Here is a 17,414-nt window from a genome sequence, read left to right as displayed (position 1 = left end):
AGCGAACCCGAGAGAAAGCGCGTAACGAAATCCGCGCGTGAAACGACTTGGGGAAAGATCGCATCGCCTCTATCACTGGGGCGTCACCCACGGGAGGACCATGCGCAAACCTCTGATATTCCTTGGCCTGATCGCTGTGGCGGTGATCGCGACCTTTCTGGTGGCCGATCCCGACCCCGAACGGCTGCGCGCCCTGCGCGACAGTCTCGCGGCGTGGCGCGAGGCGCATCCGCTGGCGCTGCCCACCGGGTTCTTCGTCACCTACGTTGTCGTTACGGCGCTGTCGCTGCCCTTCGCGGTCTGGCTGACGCTGCTGGGTGCCGCGCTTTTGGGGTTCTGGCAGGGGCTGGTGCTGATCTCCTTCGCGTCTTCCATCGGGGCGCTGCTGGCCTTTCTGGTCGCGCGCTACCTGATGCGCGACTGGGTGCGCGGGCGGCTTGGCCCACGGCTTGCGAAGATCGAGAAAGGCGCCGCGCGCGACGGCGAGTTCTACCTGTTCTCGCTTCGCCTGATCCCGGTCGTGCCGTTCTTCGTCATCAACCTCGCCTTCGGGCTGACCCGGATGAAGGCGTGGAAGTTCTATGCCGTCTCGCAGCTCGGCATGCTGCCCGGCACTGCCGTTTATGTCGCGGCGGGGGCGCAGCTGGGCGATCTGAACAGCCTGTCGGGGATCGTCTCGCCGGGTCTGCTCGGTGCCTTCGCGGCGCTGGCGGTGTTTCCGTGGGTGGCGCGCGCGGCGCTACGATTCTGGGCGCGCAAGCGCGCTTATCGCGGCTATGAGCGCCCGGCCAAGTTCGACCGCAACCTGATCGTCATCGGCGCAGGGGCGGCGGGGCTTGTGGCGTCTTATGTCGCGGCCCAAGCGAAGGCGAAAGTCACGCTGGTGCAGGACGGCCCGATGGGCGGCGATTGCCTGAATTTCGGCTGCGTGCCGTCGAAGGCGCTGATTGCCTCGGCGAGGGCTGTGGGTGTGGCACGCGGTTCCGAGGCGCTGGGCGTGCGCGCGGATGTCTCGGTCGATTGGTCCGTCATGACGCGGCGGATATCCGAGGTGATCGCGCAGATTGAGCCGAATGATTCCGTGGAGCGCTATGAAGGTTTGGGCGTCGAGGTGATCGAAGGCCATGCGCGACTGGAAGACCCGTGGACCGTGCGCGTGGGCGACCAGCGCCTGACGACGCGCGGCGTCGTGCTCGCGACCGGCGCGGCTCCGGTGATCCCGCCGATCGAGGGGATCGGATCGGTCGAGCCCCTGACTTCGGACACGCTGTGGGAGGCGCTCGCTGCGATGCCTGCGCCACCCGAGAGGATGGTGATCCTTGGCGGTGGCCCGATCGGCTGCGAGATAGCGCAGGCGCTGGCGCGTCTTGGGGCGGGCGTGACGGTCGTCGAGGCGGCGGAGCGGCTGTTGATCCGTGAAGATACCGAGGCCTCGGACGCCATCGCGGCCGCGTTGCGCGCCGATGGGGCCGATCTGAAGCTTGGTGCGAAGGCGATCCGCTTCGGGCGGGACGAGTCCAGCACGGATGGACGTAAATGGCTGGAGCTGGAAGACGGCTCCAAGATTCAGTTCGACACGCTGCTGGTCGCGGTCGGACGCAAGGCGCGGCTCGAAGGCTTTGGGCTGGAGGAGCTGGGCATTCCGGCAAACAAAGTGATCGAGACGAACGACTACCTCGAGACGCTGATGCCGAATATCTACGCCGCAGGCGATTCGGCCGGGCCCTTGCAGCTTACCAACGCCGCGGGCCATCAGGGCTGGATCGCGGCGGCGAATTCGCTGGCGTCGCCCTTCTGGCGGTTCAAGGCCCATGCCGCGCCGATCCCGCATGCGGTCTTCACCACGCCCGAACTGGCGCGGGTGGGGATCACGGCGACTCAGGCCGAGGCCGAGGGCGTGCATCACGAAGTCACGACCTATCCGCTCGGCGATCTCGACCGCGCGCTGGCCGAAGGGGCGGGGAGCGGCTTCGTGCGGATCGTCACCGCGAAAGGCTCCGACAAGATCCTTGGTGCCACGGTCTGCGGGGCGCATGCGGCCGAGGTGCTGGCGGAATTCGCGCTGGCGATGCGGCACGGGCTGGGCTTGGGCAAGATTCTCTCGACGCCGCATATCTATCCGAGCTGGTCGGAGGCCGCGAAGAACGCCGCCGGGCGTTGGCGGCAGGCTCATGTGAACCCGCGCACGCTGCGGATCGCCGAGCGTTTCATGACCTGGAGGCGCGGATGATCGATGCTGCTCTCCTGCCGCTGCAACGTGCCATGATGCAGCCTCCCGCCGAGGCGCTGGCCGCGCGCGATATCCGCGCCGATCAGGTGACGGTGGCGGGCTTCGCGCTGGGTCTGCTCGCGATTCCGGCGCTGGCCTTGCACGCCTATTGGCTGGCGCTGGCGCTGATCCTGATCAACCGGGTCGCGGACGGGCTCGACGGGGCTATTGCCCGCATCAAGGGGCCGACCGATCGCGGTGCGTTCCTCGATATCGCGCTGGATTTTCTGTTCTACGCGCTGATCCCGGTGGGCTTCGCTCTGGCTGATCCGGCCCGTAACGCGCTCGCCGCTTCCATCCTGATCGCGGCCTTCGTCGGCACCGGGTCGAGCTTCCTCGCTTTCGCCTCGATCGCCGCCAAGCGCGGGATGAGCACCGACGCCTATCCGACCAAGGGCATCTACTACCTCGGCGGGCTGACCGAAGGCGCCGAGACGATCCTGTTCTTCGCGGCGATCTGTCTGTTTCCGCAAGCCTTCCCGATCCTTGCCGGGATCTTCGCCGCCGCCTGTTTCGTGACCACCGTGACCCGCTGGCTGATGGGCTGGCGGGCGTTTTCCTGAACGGAGAGAGTATGAGAAACCTTCTTGCCGCCCCGGTTCTTGCCGCGAGTCTCGCGCTGCCGCTCGCTGCGCCCGCCTTCGCCGATTGGGCGCAGACGCAGGCTGAGGCGAAGGGCCAGACGGTCTATTTCAACGCCTGGGGCGGCGATCCGCGCACCAACGCTTTCATCGATTGGGTGTCCGATCAGATGCAGGAGAAATACGGTGTCACGGTCGAGCAGGTGAAACTGTCCGACACTGCCGAAGCCGTTTCGCGCGTGCAGGCCGAGAAGGCGGCAGGCAAGGATGACGGCGGCGCGGTGGACCTTATCTGGATCAACGGGCCGAACTTTCTGGCGATGAAGGAAGCGGGGCTGCTGCATGGGCCGTTCGTGAGCGATCTGCCCAATGCGAAATATCTCGACCTGTCGGAAGGCTCGGCGGCCACGACCGATTTCACCGTGCCGACCGAGGGCTATGAGAGCCCGTGGCGGCTTGCGAAATTCGCCTTCGCCTATGATGCGGAGCGGGTGAACGAACCGCCGAAGGATATGGCGGGGCTTCTGGATTGGGCCAAGGCGCATCCGGGCCGCTTCACCCATCCCAACCCGTCGAATTTCATGGGGGCGAGCTTCCTCAAGCAGGCGCTGGTCGAGTTGGCGCCCGATCCGGCGGCGCTGTCGCAGCCCGTGACGGACGAGGCCTATACCAAGGAAACCGCGCCGCTCTGGGCGTGGTACGATGCGTTGCGCCCGCTGATGTGGCGCGAAGGCAAATCCTTCCCCGAGAACGAAAGCGCGCAGGCGCAACTGCTGGCCGATGGCGAGGTCGATTTCGCGATGTTCTTCGATCCCGCCGCGCCCGCCGCGATGATCGAGCAGGGCGTGCTGCCGCCCTCTGTCCGCGTCTGGGTGCCCGAGGGCGGCACGATCGGGAATATCTCCTACGTCGCGATTCCCTATAACGCGGCGCATCAGGCGGGGGCGGAGCTGGTCGCGAATTTCCTGCTCGATCCGGCCACGCAGGCGCATATGCAGGACATCCGCGTGCTGGGAAGTTTCTCGGTGCTCGATCCGGCGAAGCTGGACCAGGCGGCGAAACAGGCCTTCGCTGATTTGCCCACCGCGCCCGCGCTGCCGACGCTGGAGGAGTTGGGCCCGACCCTGCCCGAGCCGCACCCGAGCTGGATGACCAAGCTCACCGAGGACTGGGCGCAGCGCTACACGAAGTGAGGTTCCGATGCGGCTCGCCGGGGCGATCCTGACGCTGGTGATCGGCGCGCCGGTGCTGCTGGGCGCGGCGCTGACGCTGGCGACCGCGTTTGGCTGGCAGCCGGGGCTGGGGCGCGTCGCGCTGGGCTGGAACGGTTTCGCTGAGGCATTGGCCGCGCCCGGTATCCTCACCTCGCTGCGGCTGACGCTGGTGATCGGTTTGGGGGCTACGCTGCTGTCGCTTGCGGCTTCGATCCCGCTCGCGCGCTGGCTGGTGACGCGGCAATCGGCGTCGCGCTGGCTGACGCCTCTGCTCGCGGTGCCCCATGCGGCGCTGGCGATCGGGCTGGCCTTCCTGATCGCGCCCTCGGGCTGGGCCGCGCGGTTGATCTCGCCCTGGGCGACTGGCTGGGACTTGCCGCCGCAGATCGTGACGGTGGGCGATCCGTGGGGGCTGTCGCTGATCGTCGGGCTGATGCTGAAAGAGGTGCCGTTCCTGACGTTGATGACGCTGGTGGCCGTCGCGCAGCGACCGGTGGCGGCGCAGATGGCGGCGGGGCGCGCGCTTGGCTATGCGCCGGGGCGCGTCTGGGCGCGGATCGTCTGGCCGCAGCTTTACCCGGCACTGCGCCTGCCGGCGCTGATCGTACTGGCCTTTTCGCTGTCGGTCGTGGACATGGCGCTGATCCTCGGGCCGTCGAACCCGCCGACGCTGGCGGTGCGGATCCTGCGGCTCTACGGCGCGCCGGATCCCGCGCAGGCGGTGCCCGCCTCGGCGCTGGCGGTGATCCTGCTGGCGGTGATGGGTGCGAGTGCGGCGCTTTGGATGGCCGGCGAGCGCGCGGTGGCACGGCTGGGCAAGACGGCGATCCGCACTGGGAATCGCGGCACCTCGCGGCGAAACTGGAGCGGCGCTGGCCTGATCGGGGCGGGCGGTCTGCTGGCGATCGGATCGCTCGGCGCGCTGATCCTGTGGAGCCTCGCGAGCTTCTGGCGCTTTCCCGATGCCATGCCCGCCGATCTGACGCTCAAACGCTGGGCCAGCGCGGATTGGGCAGGGCCCGCTCTGACCAGCTTGTCCCTTGCGCTGGTCTCGACCGGGCTGGCGGTGATCCTCGCGATGCTCTGGTTGGAAAGCGAGGATCGCTCCGGCAAGCGCCTGCCGCTCGGCGCCTTGATCGTCCTGCCGCTTTTGCTGCCGCAGATCGGGTTTCTGCAGGGGCTGACGACGGGGTTCCTCTGGCTCGGCCTGCCGCCAGGGCCGGTCGCGGTGACATGGGCCGAACTGCTGTTCGTCTTTCCCTATGTGATGATCGCGCTGGCCGGGCCGTGGCGCGCGCTCGACCCGGCGCATCTCGCCAGTGCGGCGAGCCTCGGGGCCGGGCCGACGCGACGCCTGCTGCGGATCAAGCTGCCGATGCTGCTGGGCCCGATCTGCGCGGCGGCGGCGATCGGGGTCGCGGTGTCGGTCGCGCAATATCTCGCAGTTCTGCTGCCCGGGGCGGGGCGCGTTCAGGCGCTGGCGACTGAAGCTGTCGCGCTGGCCTCGGGGGCGGATCGGCGGCTGGCCGCGATCCTCGCGCTCATGCAGGCGGCGCTGCCATGGCTGGGTTTCGCGCTGGCGATCGCCGTGCCGGCATGGTGGCATCGCAATCGGCGCGGGTTGCGCGGAGGGGTGGCATGAGCCTCGAGCTGATCGATCTGAGCCTGACCGCGCCCGGCACATCCGCGCCGCTCTTCGCGTCGCTGTCGCTGGTCGTGGCGCCCGGCGAGACCGTCTGCCTGATGGGGCCGTCCGGGATCGGCAAGTCGAGCCTGCTCGCCCATATCGGCGGGCACCTGTCGCGTGGGTTCACGGCCTCGGGCGATGTGCTGCTCGATGGCGAAAGCGTCACGCAGCTGCCCGCCGAGAAACGCGGCATCGGGATGCTGTTTCAGCAGGCGCAGCTTTTCCCACATCTCTCGGTGGGCGACAATCTGGCCTTCGGGTTGCCCGGGCAGGTGAAGGGCAAGGCGGCCCGGCGCGCGGCGGTCGAGGTGGCATTGGAACAGGCCGGGCTTGCGGGCATGGCTGATCGCGATCCGGCGACGCTGTCGGGCGGGCAGAGCACCCGTGCGGCGCTGATGCGCACTCTGCTTGCCCGGCCCCGCGCGGTGTTGATCGACGAGCCCTTCGCCGCGCTCGACGCGGAGCTGCGGGCCGAGATCCGCAGTTTCACCCTGCAGCATCTCGCGGCCGAGCGGATCCCTTGCCTGATGGTCAGCCACGATCCGGAGGATGGCGCGGCAGCTGCGCGCCGGATCACATTGGGCTGAACCCCGCGCAGCCGCAGTGCGGCGAGCCCCGGCAGACTTGCGCGTTGAGGGCCCTGAGGCTATCTCAAAACTCATGATTTCTGCTGTCAAACACCGCTCGTCGCGTCTTTTGGCCCCCCTCGCCCTCGCGCTGGGGGTCACCGGATTGCTGGCGGGGTGTCAGCCGACAGCCTTCGGTTCGGCGCAGGTCGCGAAGGCCCGCACCACGCTCGCGAATGGCGCGCTGACGGTAGCCGCGCCGAAGGGCTGGTGCGTCGATCCGAAAAGCCTGCGCAATTCCGGTGCGGGGGGGTTCGCGCTGTTCGGCAATTGCGCTGCAATCTCGCGCAATGCCGAGGATGCCCATGCGCCAGAGCCCGCGCTGCTGAGCGTCACCGTCGGGCCGCCCGCGCTGGAGGATGGCTCCGGCAAGCTGTCACGGGATCGGCTCAAGAAGATCGGCGATTTCTTCCATTCCGAGATTGGGCGGGCGGCGCTGTCGCGATCTGGCGAGGCGGGCGACGTCACTATCAAGGGCACCGATATCGCCGATGGCACCTTGCTGCTGCGGGTCGAGGATCGCTCCGGCACCGGCGGACCGCCGATCGCCAAGACCTATCTGCGGGGCGTCACCGCGCTTGGCGGGCGGATCACCGCGCTGTCGGTTATGCCGCTGAAGGAAGGCGAATTGAGCTACGCCCAGCAGCGCCAGTTGCTGGAGAAATTCATCGCCGCGATCCGCGCCGCGAACTGACCGTGCGGACGTGACGCTCCAAGCGCGCGTCGCCACGCCGGAACATGATGACTTCGCCCGGAAATTTCCCTTTCTCAGAATCCGCTGATAAGGAATAACTGCTGTGATGCCGCAAGCGGCAACGGCAGGACGGGAAAGAAGGGCGGGGACATGGCGGGGCGAAACGGCGGATCGCTGTTGCAACGGATTGCCGAGCGGCGCAGCTTGCGGCGCTGGCGCGATGCGGCGTCCACGGTGCCCACGCTTGGGCCTGATGGACTGCGCAGTCTGCGCGCCCGGGCGCGCGCGCTGCGCAACGAGCTCGACACGGTGCTCCGCGCGACCGAGCAGCGGCTGACGGCCTTTCCCGGTGATACGTCGGTCCGCAAGCCCGCCGGCAGTGACTGGGCGTGGCGTCCGCTGCTCTGGCGGGTGAAGGCGCATCCGCATGGGATCGCGGGGGCGCAAAGTCGCGACAAGCTTGGCGATGACCTCACCCTGTTCCATGACTGCCCTCGGTCCGAGATAACGCTGCGCCAGATCCGTAATACCAAGGGCGAGACGCTCGCGCCGTTCGGGCTGCGGCTCGATGTGCTGCGCTTCGAAGGCTCGTTCCTGTCGCTGGTGCTCGACCTACCCGATGCGGCGCTTGGCGGGCTGCAACTCAACCATCTCATCCGGCTGGAGATGCAGCTGGAGTGCGAGCGGGAACTGGAGGTGTTCTGCCGTCTCAACATCAAGCACGGCCCCAATTCGGAGCAGCTGGTGCGCGAATTGCCCCAAGGCGAGGGCGCGCGCTATGTCGAATTCGATCTGGCCTATACGCGGATGAACGAGCGGCGGTTGGAAAAGGTATGGGTCGACCTGATTTTCGAAAACCCACGGATGAACGAGGTGGTGATCCGCGATCTCACCTTCGCGCGCTACCCGCGCGCCGAGCTGTGACGGAGGCGAGGATGCTGGAAAATTCACGGATCAAGGCCGGGCGCTGGGAGGCGGTGAGCCACGAGAAAGAGGCGCCCGATCTTGAGGTGCGCCATCAGGGCGAGGTGCTGGAAGGGCTGTTGCTGACTGGCGAGCCGGGCGACTGGCGCCTCTCGCAGCCGATCCCGGCGGAGTTGCTGAGTGAGGGGGTGCTGACCTTCCTCGTCTGCCGCAAATCGGATGGCGAGGTGATCGACCGCTTCTCTCTGGTCGCAGGCGCGCCGCTCGCGGGTGATCTGCGCGCCGAGATCGACCTGCTGCGCACCGAGTTGGACATGCTGTCGCGCGCCTTCCGCCAGCATTGCGCCGAGAGCGAAAGCTGAGCCTTTTGCGCGCGCCCTCGCGCGGGCGCGCGCACGCGTAGAAGAAAGACCTACGCGTCGAGCAGCTTGGCCACGGCCCGCAGCTCGAATTTCTGGATCTTCCCGGTCGAGGTTTTCGGCAGTTCGGAGAAGACCACGCGCTTGGGCGTCTTGAAGCCCGCGAGCCGCTCGCGGCAGAACTTGATCAACTCCTCTTCCGTCGCCTCCTTGCCCTCCTTCAGCTCGACGAAGGCGCAGGGCACCTCGCCCCAGGTCTCGTCGGGCTTCGCCACGACCGAGGCGAGCGAGACCGCCGGGTGGGCGCAGATCACGCCTTCCACCTCGACCGAGGAGACGTTCTCCCCGCCCGAGATGATGATGTCCTTCGCGCGGTCGGTGATCTTGATGTAGCCGTCGGGATGCATGAAGGCGATGTCGCCGGAGTGGAACACGCCGCCCTCGAAGGCCTCGCGCGTCGCCTGCGGGTTCTTGAAGTAGCCCTTCATCACCATGTTGCCGCGGAAGACGATCTCGCCCAGATGCTGAGCGTCGCGGGCGACCTCCTTGCCCTGATCGTGAACGGTGACCTGTTCGAGCATCGGCATCGACACGCCCGTGCGCGCCTTCAGTTCGGCACGTTCCTCGCCGGTTGCGCCGTCCCAGGATGGCTTCCAGGTGCATTCCACGGCTGGCCCGTAGGTTTCGGTCAGCCCGTAGACCTGCGTGACGTTGAAGCCCAGAGGCTCGATCGCGGCCAGCGTCGAGGCGGGCGGCGGGGCGCCGGCGGTGAAGACTTCGACCACGTGATCGAAGGGGCGGCGATGCTCGTCCTTGGCGTTGACGATGGTGTTGAGCACGATCGGCGCGCCACCGAAATGCGTCACCCCGTGATCGGCGATCGCGTCATAGATGTTCTTCGCGGTCACATCCCGGCAGCCGACGACCGTGCCGCCCATCATCGGGGCCATCCAGCTATGGGTCCAGGAGTTGCAATGGAACAGCGGCACGATGGTCAGCAGAACCGGGTAAAGCTGCATCCGCCACGAGATCGCGTTCGCCTGCGTCGAGAGATAGGCGCCGCGGTGGTGATAGACGACGCCTTTGGGCTTGCCGGTCGTGCCGGAGGTGTAGTTGAGCGCGATGCTCTCCCATTCGTCCTCCGGCATGATCCAGTCGAACATCGGGTCGCCCTCGGCCACCAGCGCCTCGTATTCGAGGTAATGCCCGGTCGGCTCGAACCCGTGATCGGGGTCGGCCACCTCCACGATCTGCGGCGCGGGGCCTTTCATCTTCTTCACGGCTTCTTCGGCCACCGGCAGGAAGGCCACGTCGCAGAGCACGATCTTCGCGCCGCCATGTTCGAAGATATAGGCGACGGTATCGACATCAAGCCGTGTGTTGATCGCGTTCAGCACCGCGCCGCAGGCGGGCACGCCGAAATGCGCTTCGATCTGCGGCAGGGTGTTGGGCAGGATCGTCGCTACCACGTCACCCGAGTTCACGCCGCGCGCCTTGAGCGCCGAGGCGAGCTGGCTCACGCGCGCGTGGTAATCGACGTAATTATAAGAGCGGCTGCCGTAGATCACCGCCGGTCGCTCGGGGAAGACCTCCAGCGCGCGGTTGAGATGCGACAAAGGTGTAAGCGGGGCGTAATTCGCCGCGCATTTCTCCAAACCCGTCTCGTCGGCAAGCCAGCCCATGAAAACCTCCTCCTCAATTGTTCGGGCATCTTCAGGCGGCTCCGCGCGAAAGGAAAGAGGGTTTGCGTCATCTTTCGTCAGAGATAGTGTCTCGCGCATGATCGTTTCGCATGGCCGTCGCTATATCTTCGTTCACATCCCGAAGACGGGCGGCACGGCGCTGACGCTCGCGCTGGAGGACCGCGCCATGGCGGACGATCTTCTGATCGGAGACACGCCCAAGGCGCAGCGGCGCAAACGCAGGCTGGCGGGCCGCGAGACGCGAGGGCGGCTTTGGAAGCATTCCACGCTGAGCGACGGGCTGGGGCTCTATACAGAAGAGCAGGCTCGGGCCTATTTCACTTTCACACTTGTGCGGAACCCGTGGGATCGGGTCGTCAGCTACTACCATTGGTTGCGCGAGCAGCAGATGACGCATCCGGCCGTGGCATTAGCAAAGTCACTCAGCTTTTCGGACTTCATAAACCATCCGCACACCCAGGCATCGCTCGCGGCGGCCCCTTATGGCAGCTACATGCGGCTGCCGGACGGGGAGGAGATTTGCGACCTTTATATTCGCCTTGAAGATGTAGAGGCCGATGCCGAACCCCTCGCGACGCATCTGGGGTTTTCCGTGACGCCTTTCGCGCGATCCAACATTTCCGCGCGGAAGCGCAACTGGCGCGAGTATTTTTCGGATGTCGACGCTGAAGTGGTTTCAAAACTCTGTGCCGAAGACATCGCGCGGTTCGATTACCGATTCTAAATTTTCGCGCGATTGCAGATTGCGACGCATTTTGGGCCATTCTTACGGCCGGTGAACGCGCCCCTATCCAAAAAGATAGGTCAATCGAGCGTGTCCCCTATCCAAAAAGATAGGTCAATCACGGGTCCGTGAGCAACTTACTGTCCGAAAGTATAGGTTTGCCACATTTCGGTCACCTTTCGGCCCCGGAAACTCCCTAGGAATCAATTGATCTGGGTAGGACCAAGAAATGGCCTCGCCGACTTTCAGAAGGAAGACCGACATGACCCGCAGTGCAACGACGACCTGGGACGACGATTGCGCCTTTGATACCGCTCTGGCGGGCGCAACCTCCGGGCGAATGCTCGACAACGGAGCTGCGTCGGGAATCGTCGCCGGAACGCGCATCGCCACCGCCATGGGCTGGCGCCCGGTGGAAGCGATCGCAGCCGGTGACATGGTCATGACTTTCGACAGTGGCCTGCGTCCCGTCGCGGACGTCAAACGGACTCAACTCTGGCTCGGTCACGGGCGTTGCCCGGACCATCGCAAGCCGCTCGCCGTGCCGGTCGGCGCGTTGGGCAACAAAACCCCGATGCTGCTTTTGCCTGAACAGAACATGATGGTGGAAAGCGACATGGCCGAGGCAATTTACGGTGACCCCTTCGCCGTGATCCCCGCTTCGGCACTTGAAGGCTATCGCGGGATCGATCGGATTACACCCCACCGTCCGATCGACGTGATCGTGCTGGAGTTTGAGGAGGAGGAGATCGTCTACGCTAATGGTTCTGGCATGGTCCATTGCGGTTCGGTCAACAGCCACCGGCTCGAAGCGCTCTTCGACGATGATGCAGGCCCGAACTACGAGACGCTGTCGCTCGAGATGGCGCGCTCGATCGTCGCGGGGCTGATCGACGAAGATCTGACCGCACATGCTTACGCGGCAGAGTGATAGCCCGGCCTGATCCCCTCCTGAAATTCTGACAGGCCGAACGCCGCACCCCAGACCAGGGTGCGGCGTTTTCCTTTGCCCGGGGAATAGGCGAACGCTTCGGCGCAGAGGAAGGCGCGCGCATAGAAAAACGCCGGGGCCTTTCGGTCCCGGCGTTCTGGTTTTTCTGGCGCCGTCGGATCAGGCGGCTTTCGCGGCCTGACCGTCGCCGAAACGACCATAGAAGGTGTCACCCTTGGCTGCGATGTCGCGCAGCAGGGCGGGGGCTTCGAAGCGCGGACCGTATTGCGCGGTGAGCGCCTCGCAGATTTCCACCGCCTTGCCGGCGCCGAGGATGTCGAGCCACGAGAACGGGCCACCCGACCAAGGGGCGAAGCCCCAGCCGAGGATCGCGCCCACGTCACCCTCGCGGATGTCTTCCAGCACGCCCTGCTCGAAGGCGCGCACGGCTTCCAGCACCTGCGCCATCAGCAGGCGATGCTGGACGTGATGCACGTCGGGCTGCTCGTCGGCGCGCGGGAACTTGGCGTCGAGCCCATCCCACAGGCCTTGGCGTTTGCCCTTGTCGTCATAGTCGTAGAAGCCCGCGTTCGACTTGCGGCCCATCCGGCCTTCGTCGGCCATCCAGAACAGCACGTCATCGACCGCCTCATCGGGATAGGCATCGCCCATCGCGGCCTTGGTGGCCTTCGCGATCTTCACGCCGAGGTCGATCGAGGTCTCGTCTACCAGCTGCAGCGGTCCGAGCGGCATGCCGACCATAGTCGCGGCGTGTTCCACCAGCGTCGGGTTCACCCCTTCGGCCACCATGCGAATCCCCTCGTTGATATAGGGGATGATGCAGCGGTTGGCGTAGAAGAAGCGCGCGTCGTTCACCACGATCGGCGTCTTGCGGATCTGGCGCACGAAGTCGAGCGCCTTGGCCACGGCCACCGGACCGGTCTCGGCGCCCTTGATGATCTCGACCAGCATCATCTTGTCAACGGGCGAGAAGAAGTGGATGCCGATGAACTGCTCGGGGCGTGCGCTGGCCTTGGCCAGCTCGGTGATCGGCAGGGTCGAGGTGTTGGTCGCGAAAATCGCATCCTGCGGAATCACGGCTTCGGCCTTCTTGGTGACCTCGGCTTTGACGCCCGGATCTTCGAACACCGCTTCCACGATCAGGTCGCAGCCTTCCAGCGCGGCGTAATCGGTGGTCGCGTTGATCAGGCCGAGCGTCTTCGCCTTGCCCTCTTCGGTGACCTTCTTGCGCGAGATGCCGTTGTCGAGGATGCCTTCGGAATAGGACTTGCCGCGATCGGCGGCCTCTTGGCTGTTGTCGATCAGCACGACCTCGATACCGGCTTTGGCCGAGACATAGGCAATGCCTGCGCCCATCATGCCCGCGCCGAGGATGCCGACCTTCTTCACCCTCTGGTCCGACACGTCGGGACGGTTCGCGCCCTTCTCCAGCGCGCCCTTGTTGATGAAGAGCGAACGGATCATCGAGGTCGACGACGGGTTCAGCAGAACGTTGGTGAACCAGCGCGCCTCGATCTTGATCGCCTGATCGAAGGGCACGAGCGCGCCTTCATAGACCGCCGAGAGCAGCGCCTTGGCCGCCGGATAGACGCCCGCGGTCTTGCCATGCACCATCGCGGAAGCACCGACGAAGGTCATGAAGCCCGCCGGGTGATAGGGTGCGCCGCCGGGCATCTTGAAGCCCTTCGCGTCCCACGGTTTGACCAGATCGGCGTCTTTGGCGTTCAGCACCCATTCCTTCGCGGAGGCCAGCGGATCCTCGACGACCTCGTCGATCAGGCCCGCAGCTTTCGCCTTCTTGGGGTCCGAAAGCTTGCCTTCCAGCAGGAAGGGCGCCGCCGCCATCGCGCCGAGCTTGCGCGAGACGCGGGTGGTGCCGCCGCCGCCGGGGAAGATACCGACCATGATCTCGGGCAGGCCGATCTTCGCCTTCGGATTGTCCGCGACAAAAGTGCGGTGCGTCGATAGCGGCAGTTCCAGGCCGATGCCGAGCGCGGTGCCGGGGATCGCGGTTGCGATCGGCTTGCCGCCCTTGTTGGTCTTCGGGTCCATGCCGGCGCGCTCGATCTTGCGCAGGACATGGTGCATCTGCATCACCCCGTCGAAGATCGCCTGAGCGCCGCCTTCGCGCATCTGCGCGATGACGTTGAGATCCATGCCGCCCGCGAAATCGGGCTTGCCGGAGGTGATGACGACACCCTTCACGGCGTCATCCGCCAGCGCCTTGTCGATGAAGCTGTCGAGAAGCGCGAAGCCCTCCATGCTCATCACGTTCATCGACTTCTCGGGCACGTCCCAAGTGATGACGGCAACGCCGTCGCTGCCAAGTTCGTATTTGAAATCAGCCATTTGTTCCTCCCTCACACGCGCTCGATGATGGTCGCAGCGCCCATGCCGGACGCAACGCAGAGCGTGGCCAGACCGGTGTTCAGGTCGCGGCGTTCGAGCTCGTCCAGCAGCGTGCCGATGATGATCGCGCCGGTGGCGCCGAGCGGGTGGCCAAGCGCGATCGCGCCGCCGTTGACGTTGACCTTCGATGCGTCGACCTGGAAGGCCTGCATGAAGCGCAGCACGACAGCAGCAAACGCCTCGTTCACCTCGAACAGGTCGATGTCGGAGATCGACATGCCCGAATCGGCGAGGATCTTTTCGGTCACGGGCACCGGGCCGGTCAGCATGATCGTCGGATCGGTGCCGATCTTCGCGGTGGCGCGGATGCGCGCGCGCGGCTTGAGGCCATGCGCCTCACCGAATTCCTTGTTGCCGATCAGCACGGCGGCGGCCCCGTCCACGATGCCCGAGGAGTTGCCGGCGTGATGGACGTGGTTGATGTGATCGAGGTGCGGGTATTTCAGCATCGCGACCTTGTCGAAGCCGGGCATGACCTCGCCCATTTCCTTGAAGGACGGCTTCAGGCTGCCGAGCGATTCCATCGTCGTGCCCGGACGCGGGAATTCGTCCTGCTCGAGAATGGTCAAACCGTTCTGGTCCTTCACCGGCACGATGGATTTTGCGAAACGGTTTTCCTTGATCGCCTCCGCCGCACGGCGCTGCGATTCCACGCCGAGCGCGTCGACGTCTTCGCGGCTAAAGCCGTATTCGGTGGCGATGATATCAGCCGAAATGCCCTGCGGGACGAAATAGGTCTTCATCGCGAGCGACGGGTCCACGGCGATTGCCGCGCCGTCCGAGCCCATCGCAACACGGCCCATCATCTCGACGCCGCCTGCGATATAGCCCATGCCCGCGCCGCCGCGCACCTGGTTCGCGGCGAGGTTCACCGCTTCCATGCCCGAGGCGCAGAAGCGGTTGATCGACAGGCCCGGGATGCGCTCGTCGAGATCCGACAGAAGCACCGCCGAGCGCGCAAGGCAGCCGCCCTGCTCCATCACCTGGGTCGCGTTGCCCCAGATTACGTCCTCGACCGCATGGCCTTCGAGGTTGTTGCGCTCGGCCACCGCGTTCAGCAGCCGCGCGGACAGCGCGACCGAGCTGACCTCGTGCAAGGAGCCGTCCTTGCGGCCCTTGCCCCGCGGAGTGCGGGCTGCGTCATAGATATAGGCTTCCGTCATGGTTCCTCCTCACGCCCGGTCGGAAGGATTGCCGGGCATCAAATCATAGGGGTGTTTCCAACCGGGCAGGGCAGCAATGCCATCCAGCCAACGGTCGATATTGGGGAATTCCTTGCGGTCGAACCCAAAGGGCTCGGGGTAGTAGAGATAGCCGCAGCAGGCGAAATCGGCCAAGCTGGGCTGGTCGCCGACGACCCAGTCGCGACCCTCCATATGTTTCTCAAGCGTCTTGATCGCGGTCAGCACGCGGCCCTTGAGCCAGCCGATCGCTTCTTGCGGACGCTTCTCTTCGGGCAGGAAGTTCATCAGGAAGCGCAACCCGCCTTGCTGGCCCGAGCCTTTCTGCGCATCCCAGAACATCCAGCGCAGCATTTCGTTGCGGTCCTCGGCGAGGAATTTGCCGGTCTGCTCCGCGATGTGAAGTTGGATGACGCAGGATTGCGACAGGGTCAGGTCGCCCTCTTTGAAGACGGGCGCCTCGGCCATTTCGTTCAGCGCCTGGTATTCGGCGCTGCGCGCCTCGCCGTTGAAGAAATCGACATAGACCGGCTCCCAGTCGTAGCCCGCCAATTCCATCGTCAGCGCCGCCTTGTAAGCGTTCCCCGACTCTCCGAAGCAATAAAGTTGTGCCGCCATTCGTTGCGGTCCTCCCTGATCACGATGCCAATCTGGCCCCTAAGTGACGCGAACGTAAGCCCCTCGTGGGCATTCCGCCGCAACGTCATTCGATCACGACGTTGCGTCCAACGCGAGGGAGAGGGTGACGTTCCGTTGCGAGAGGTGAACGGACGTGAACGGAAAGCACGGAAAAAGCGAGAGGAGCGGCGCGGTTAGCGCACCGCCTGCATCGTTCCCTTGGGAAACTCGATTCCTTCGAAATCGGGATACACCTTGCGCAATACCGCGATCTGCGCCGGGCTGTCGATGCGCACAAGATACCATTCCTCGCCATCCTGCAGCGCCAGCGTGGTATTGGTCGAGCGCACCTTGCCCATATCGGGCACCTCCATCACCGTCGATGTCGGAATCTGCGCATAGGCCCGGCCCGAAGACGTCTCGCCGGTTTTCATTTCGTTGGTGTTCATCTCGAACTCGTCGATCGTGACCGAGGCCATCGCGTCGTTGATTTGCTTGCGCATGATCTCTTCGAGCTGTTCTTTCGGTACGCCCGTCTGATCCGCGATGGCCTGCATCATCTTCGGCGGCACCGTGTCGAAGAAGACCGAGTAGTCCTTCTCTTCCACCGCCTTGGTGAAGCCCGCGACCTCCTGCGTGACAGCGTTGCGGTCGGCGGAGTCGAAGGCAAAGGCGGGCAGGGCCGAGACGGCAAGGGATGCGACAGCGAAAGCAAGAGACAGGCGGGTCATGGATGTCCTTTCGAAATCAGGCTTTGCGCTCGCCAAGCTCGGCCTTGAACAGCCGCAGGCGGTGGTTGAGATTTTCCTCGTGGGTGACGGAGTTGAAATGCTCGAACAGGAAGGTCAGCGCCTCGTCGGGCGTGATTTCCGCCTCCTGCGCGAAGCGGTTGAGGCTGCGATAGGCGTCATTGGTCATGGCGACGGGAAAGCGACGGGTCAGGCGCAGTCGTTTGGGCATTCAGGCTCCGGGGCAATGTAGCGCGGGAAGGCGCGTCAGGTTGCGCGCAGCTTAGGAAGAAACCTGCGCGCTGGCCAGACCGCCCTTGCTCCGAAGCCAAGCACCGGGACCGCGCCTAGAGGTCGTCCCAATCGCTCAGCCCGAGCTTGTTCTTGCGGTGGATCTGCCACAGCGCCATCAGCGCCCCGAAGGCGAGCGCCGAGATCACCAGCGTTACCAGATGCGGCGCGTAGGACATGCCCTCCGTCGCGCTCAGCAGATGATCCACGAGCAGCTGCGCCACCGCGAACCCGGCGCCGAAGATCAGCAGGTTCTGCTTCCAGTCGAGATAGGGAATCGGGCGCGGCTCGAAGCCCAGCCAATGCAGTACCCGCGCGCCCATGGAAGGACGGGTCGAGCGGAACACGCCCCGCGCCCGCAGCTCTGCGAGCGCGGCATCGTATCGGCGGTGGGTTTCTGCGTTATTGAGATACATGGCGGCGGGGCTCGGCGGGAATCGTGTCTCGGTTGAGA

The 17,414-nt window shown here is 65.4% G+C and carries 17 protein-coding genes; 10 read left to right on the top strand and 7 right to left on the bottom strand.

The window, feature by feature from the left end:
* Positions 1-100: 100 nt before the first annotated feature.
* From B6V74_RS13895 to B6V74_RS13860, 8 genes are all read left to right on the top strand, one after another.
* Positions 101-2,230 (top strand): bifunctional TVP38/TMEM64 family protein/FAD-dependent oxidoreductase, encoded by a 2,130-nt coding sequence (locus B6V74_RS13895; protein WP_088723123.1) that lies wholly within the window; start codon positions 101-103, stop codon positions 2,228-2,230.
* Positions 2,227-2,832 (top strand): CDP-alcohol phosphatidyltransferase family protein, encoded by a 606-nt coding sequence (locus B6V74_RS13890; RefSeq protein WP_088723122.1) that lies wholly within the window; start codon positions 2,227-2,229, stop codon positions 2,830-2,832. Before B6V74_RS13895 ends, B6V74_RS13890 begins: the two co-directional genes overlap by 4 nt.
* 11 nt (positions 2,833-2,843) lie before the next feature.
* Entirely contained in the window at positions 2,844-4,043 is a 1,200-nt protein-coding gene (locus tag B6V74_RS13885) for an ABC transporter substrate-binding protein (RefSeq protein WP_088723121.1), read from the top strand.
* A gap of 7 nt (positions 4,044-4,050) precedes the next feature.
* Positions 4,051-5,706, top strand: coding sequence for an ABC transporter permease (locus B6V74_RS13880; RefSeq protein ID WP_088723120.1), 1,656 nt, complete (start codon positions 4,051-4,053; stop codon positions 5,704-5,706).
* Entirely contained in the window at positions 5,703-6,338 is a 636-nt protein-coding gene (locus tag B6V74_RS13875; protein WP_088723119.1) for an ATP-binding cassette domain-containing protein, read from the top strand. The genes B6V74_RS13880 and B6V74_RS13875 overlap by 4 nt, the downstream gene beginning before the upstream one ends.
* Before the next feature lie 73 nt (positions 6,339-6,411).
* Positions 6,412-7,071, top strand: a complete 660-nt coding sequence (locus B6V74_RS13870) for a hypothetical protein (protein WP_088723118.1) — start codon at positions 6,412-6,414, stop codon at positions 7,069-7,071.
* Between the two features lie 150 nt (positions 7,072-7,221).
* Entirely contained in the window at positions 7,222-7,995 is a 774-nt protein-coding gene (locus B6V74_RS13865; protein ID WP_088723117.1) for a DUF6478 family protein, read from the top strand.
* An 11-nt stretch (positions 7,996-8,006) separates the two neighbouring features.
* The gene (locus tag B6V74_RS13860; protein ID WP_075775364.1) at positions 8,007-8,357 is read left to right on the top strand and encodes a hypothetical protein; all 351 of its coding nucleotides are present in this window, start codon (positions 8,007-8,009) and stop codon (positions 8,355-8,357) included.
* Between the two features lie 50 nt (positions 8,358-8,407).
* Here the strand turns inward: B6V74_RS13860 and B6V74_RS13855 are convergent, their stop codons facing one another.
* Positions 8,408-10,036 (bottom strand): AMP-binding protein, encoded by a 1,629-nt coding sequence (locus B6V74_RS13855; protein WP_088719825.1) that lies wholly within the window; start codon positions 10,034-10,036, stop codon positions 8,408-8,410.
* Positions 10,037-10,133: 97 nt separating this feature from the next.
* Between B6V74_RS13855 and B6V74_RS13850 the strand changes: the two genes are divergently transcribed.
* Both B6V74_RS13850 and B6V74_RS13845 read left to right on the top strand, forming a co-directional pair.
* Complete coding sequence (locus tag B6V74_RS13850) at positions 10,134-10,781, top strand: sulfotransferase family 2 domain-containing protein (RefSeq protein ID WP_088723116.1); 648 nt, start codon at positions 10,134-10,136, stop codon at positions 10,779-10,781.
* Positions 10,782-11,043: 262 nt separating this feature from the next.
* Positions 11,044-11,712 (top strand): Hint domain-containing protein, encoded by a 669-nt coding sequence (locus B6V74_RS13845; protein WP_075775367.1) that lies wholly within the window; start codon positions 11,044-11,046, stop codon positions 11,710-11,712.
* 180 nt (positions 11,713-11,892) lie between these two features.
* Here the strand turns inward: B6V74_RS13845 and B6V74_RS13840 are convergent, their stop codons facing one another.
* The 6 genes from B6V74_RS13840 to B6V74_RS13815 form a co-directional block, all read right to left on the bottom strand.
* Positions 11,893-14,082: a 3-hydroxyacyl-CoA dehydrogenase NAD-binding domain-containing protein gene (locus B6V74_RS13840; RefSeq protein WP_088723115.1), complete on the bottom strand. Its 2,190-nt coding sequence runs from the start codon at positions 14,080-14,082 to the stop codon at positions 11,893-11,895.
* Between the two features lie 11 nt (positions 14,083-14,093).
* The gene (locus B6V74_RS13835) at positions 14,094-15,305 is read right to left on the bottom strand and encodes an acetyl-CoA C-acetyltransferase (RefSeq protein WP_075775369.1); all 1,212 of its coding nucleotides are present in this window, start codon (positions 15,303-15,305) and stop codon (positions 14,094-14,096) included.
* Between the two features lie 9 nt (positions 15,306-15,314).
* Positions 15,315-15,941: a glutathione S-transferase family protein gene (locus tag B6V74_RS13830; RefSeq protein ID WP_088723114.1), complete on the bottom strand. Its 627-nt coding sequence runs from the start codon at positions 15,939-15,941 to the stop codon at positions 15,315-15,317.
* Positions 15,942-16,135: 194 nt separating this feature from the next.
* On the bottom strand, positions 16,136-16,672 hold the full coding sequence (locus B6V74_RS13825; RefSeq protein ID WP_088723113.1) for a hypothetical protein: 537 nt from the start codon (positions 16,670-16,672) through the stop codon (positions 16,136-16,138).
* A gap of 16 nt (positions 16,673-16,688) precedes the next feature.
* Positions 16,689-16,901 (bottom strand): hypothetical protein, encoded by a 213-nt coding sequence (locus tag B6V74_RS13820; RefSeq protein ID WP_075775372.1) that lies wholly within the window; start codon positions 16,899-16,901, stop codon positions 16,689-16,691.
* A gap of 115 nt (positions 16,902-17,016) precedes the next feature.
* On the bottom strand, positions 17,017-17,376 hold the full coding sequence (locus tag B6V74_RS13815) for a DUF6404 family protein (RefSeq protein WP_075775373.1): 360 nt from the start codon (positions 17,374-17,376) through the stop codon (positions 17,017-17,019).
* Positions 17,377-17,414 lie beyond the last annotated feature (38 nt).

Source organism: Thioclava sp. F42-5 (assembly GCF_002213195.1).
Lineage (GTDB): Bacteria > Pseudomonadota > Alphaproteobacteria > Rhodobacterales > Rhodobacteraceae > Thioclava > Thioclava nitratireducens.
The sequence above is the reverse complement of the archived record's forward strand: the minus strand, read 5'-3'. Positions and strand labels throughout refer to the sequence as shown.

Coding starts and splice junctions, on each gene's coding strand:
- B6V74_RS13895 (WP_088723123.1), top strand. CDS start 101: ATGCGCAAACCTCTGATATTCCTTGGCCTGATCGCTGTGGCGGTGATC.
- B6V74_RS13890 (WP_088723122.1), top strand. CDS start 2,227: ATGATCGATGCTGCTCTCCTGCCGCTGCAACGTGCCATGATGCAGCCT.
- B6V74_RS13885 (WP_088723121.1), top strand. CDS start 2,844: ATGAGAAACCTTCTTGCCGCCCCGGTTCTTGCCGCGAGTCTCGCGCTG.
- B6V74_RS13880 (WP_088723120.1), top strand. CDS start 4,051: ATGCGGCTCGCCGGGGCGATCCTGACGCTGGTGATCGGCGCGCCGGTG.
- B6V74_RS13875 (WP_088723119.1), top strand. CDS start 5,703: ATGAGCCTCGAGCTGATCGATCTGAGCCTGACCGCGCCCGGCACATCC.
- B6V74_RS13870 (WP_088723118.1), top strand. CDS start 6,412: ATGATTTCTGCTGTCAAACACCGCTCGTCGCGTCTTTTGGCCCCCCTC.
- B6V74_RS13865 (WP_088723117.1), top strand. CDS start 7,222: ATGGCGGGGCGAAACGGCGGATCGCTGTTGCAACGGATTGCCGAGCGG.
- B6V74_RS13860 (WP_075775364.1), top strand. CDS start 8,007: ATGCTGGAAAATTCACGGATCAAGGCCGGGCGCTGGGAGGCGGTGAGC.
- B6V74_RS13855 (WP_088719825.1), bottom strand. CDS start 10,036: ATGGGCTGGCTTGCCGACGAGACGGGTTTGGAGAAATGCGCGGCGAAT.
- B6V74_RS13850 (WP_088723116.1), top strand. CDS start 10,134: ATGATCGTTTCGCATGGCCGTCGCTATATCTTCGTTCACATCCCGAAG.
- B6V74_RS13845 (WP_075775367.1), top strand. CDS start 11,044: ATGACCCGCAGTGCAACGACGACCTGGGACGACGATTGCGCCTTTGAT.
- B6V74_RS13840 (WP_088723115.1), bottom strand. CDS start 14,082: ATGGCTGATTTCAAATACGAACTTGGCAGCGACGGCGTTGCCGTCATC.
- B6V74_RS13835 (WP_075775369.1), bottom strand. CDS start 15,305: ATGACGGAAGCCTATATCTATGACGCAGCCCGCACTCCGCGGGGCAAG.
- B6V74_RS13830 (WP_088723114.1), bottom strand. CDS start 15,941: ATGGCGGCACAACTTTATTGCTTCGGAGAGTCGGGGAACGCTTACAAG.
- B6V74_RS13825 (WP_088723113.1), bottom strand. CDS start 16,672: ATGACCCGCCTGTCTCTTGCTTTCGCTGTCGCATCCCTTGCCGTCTCG.
- B6V74_RS13820 (WP_075775372.1), bottom strand. CDS start 16,901: ATGCCCAAACGACTGCGCCTGACCCGTCGCTTTCCCGTCGCCATGACC.
- B6V74_RS13815 (WP_075775373.1), bottom strand. CDS start 17,376: ATGTATCTCAATAACGCAGAAACCCACCGCCGATACGATGCCGCGCTC.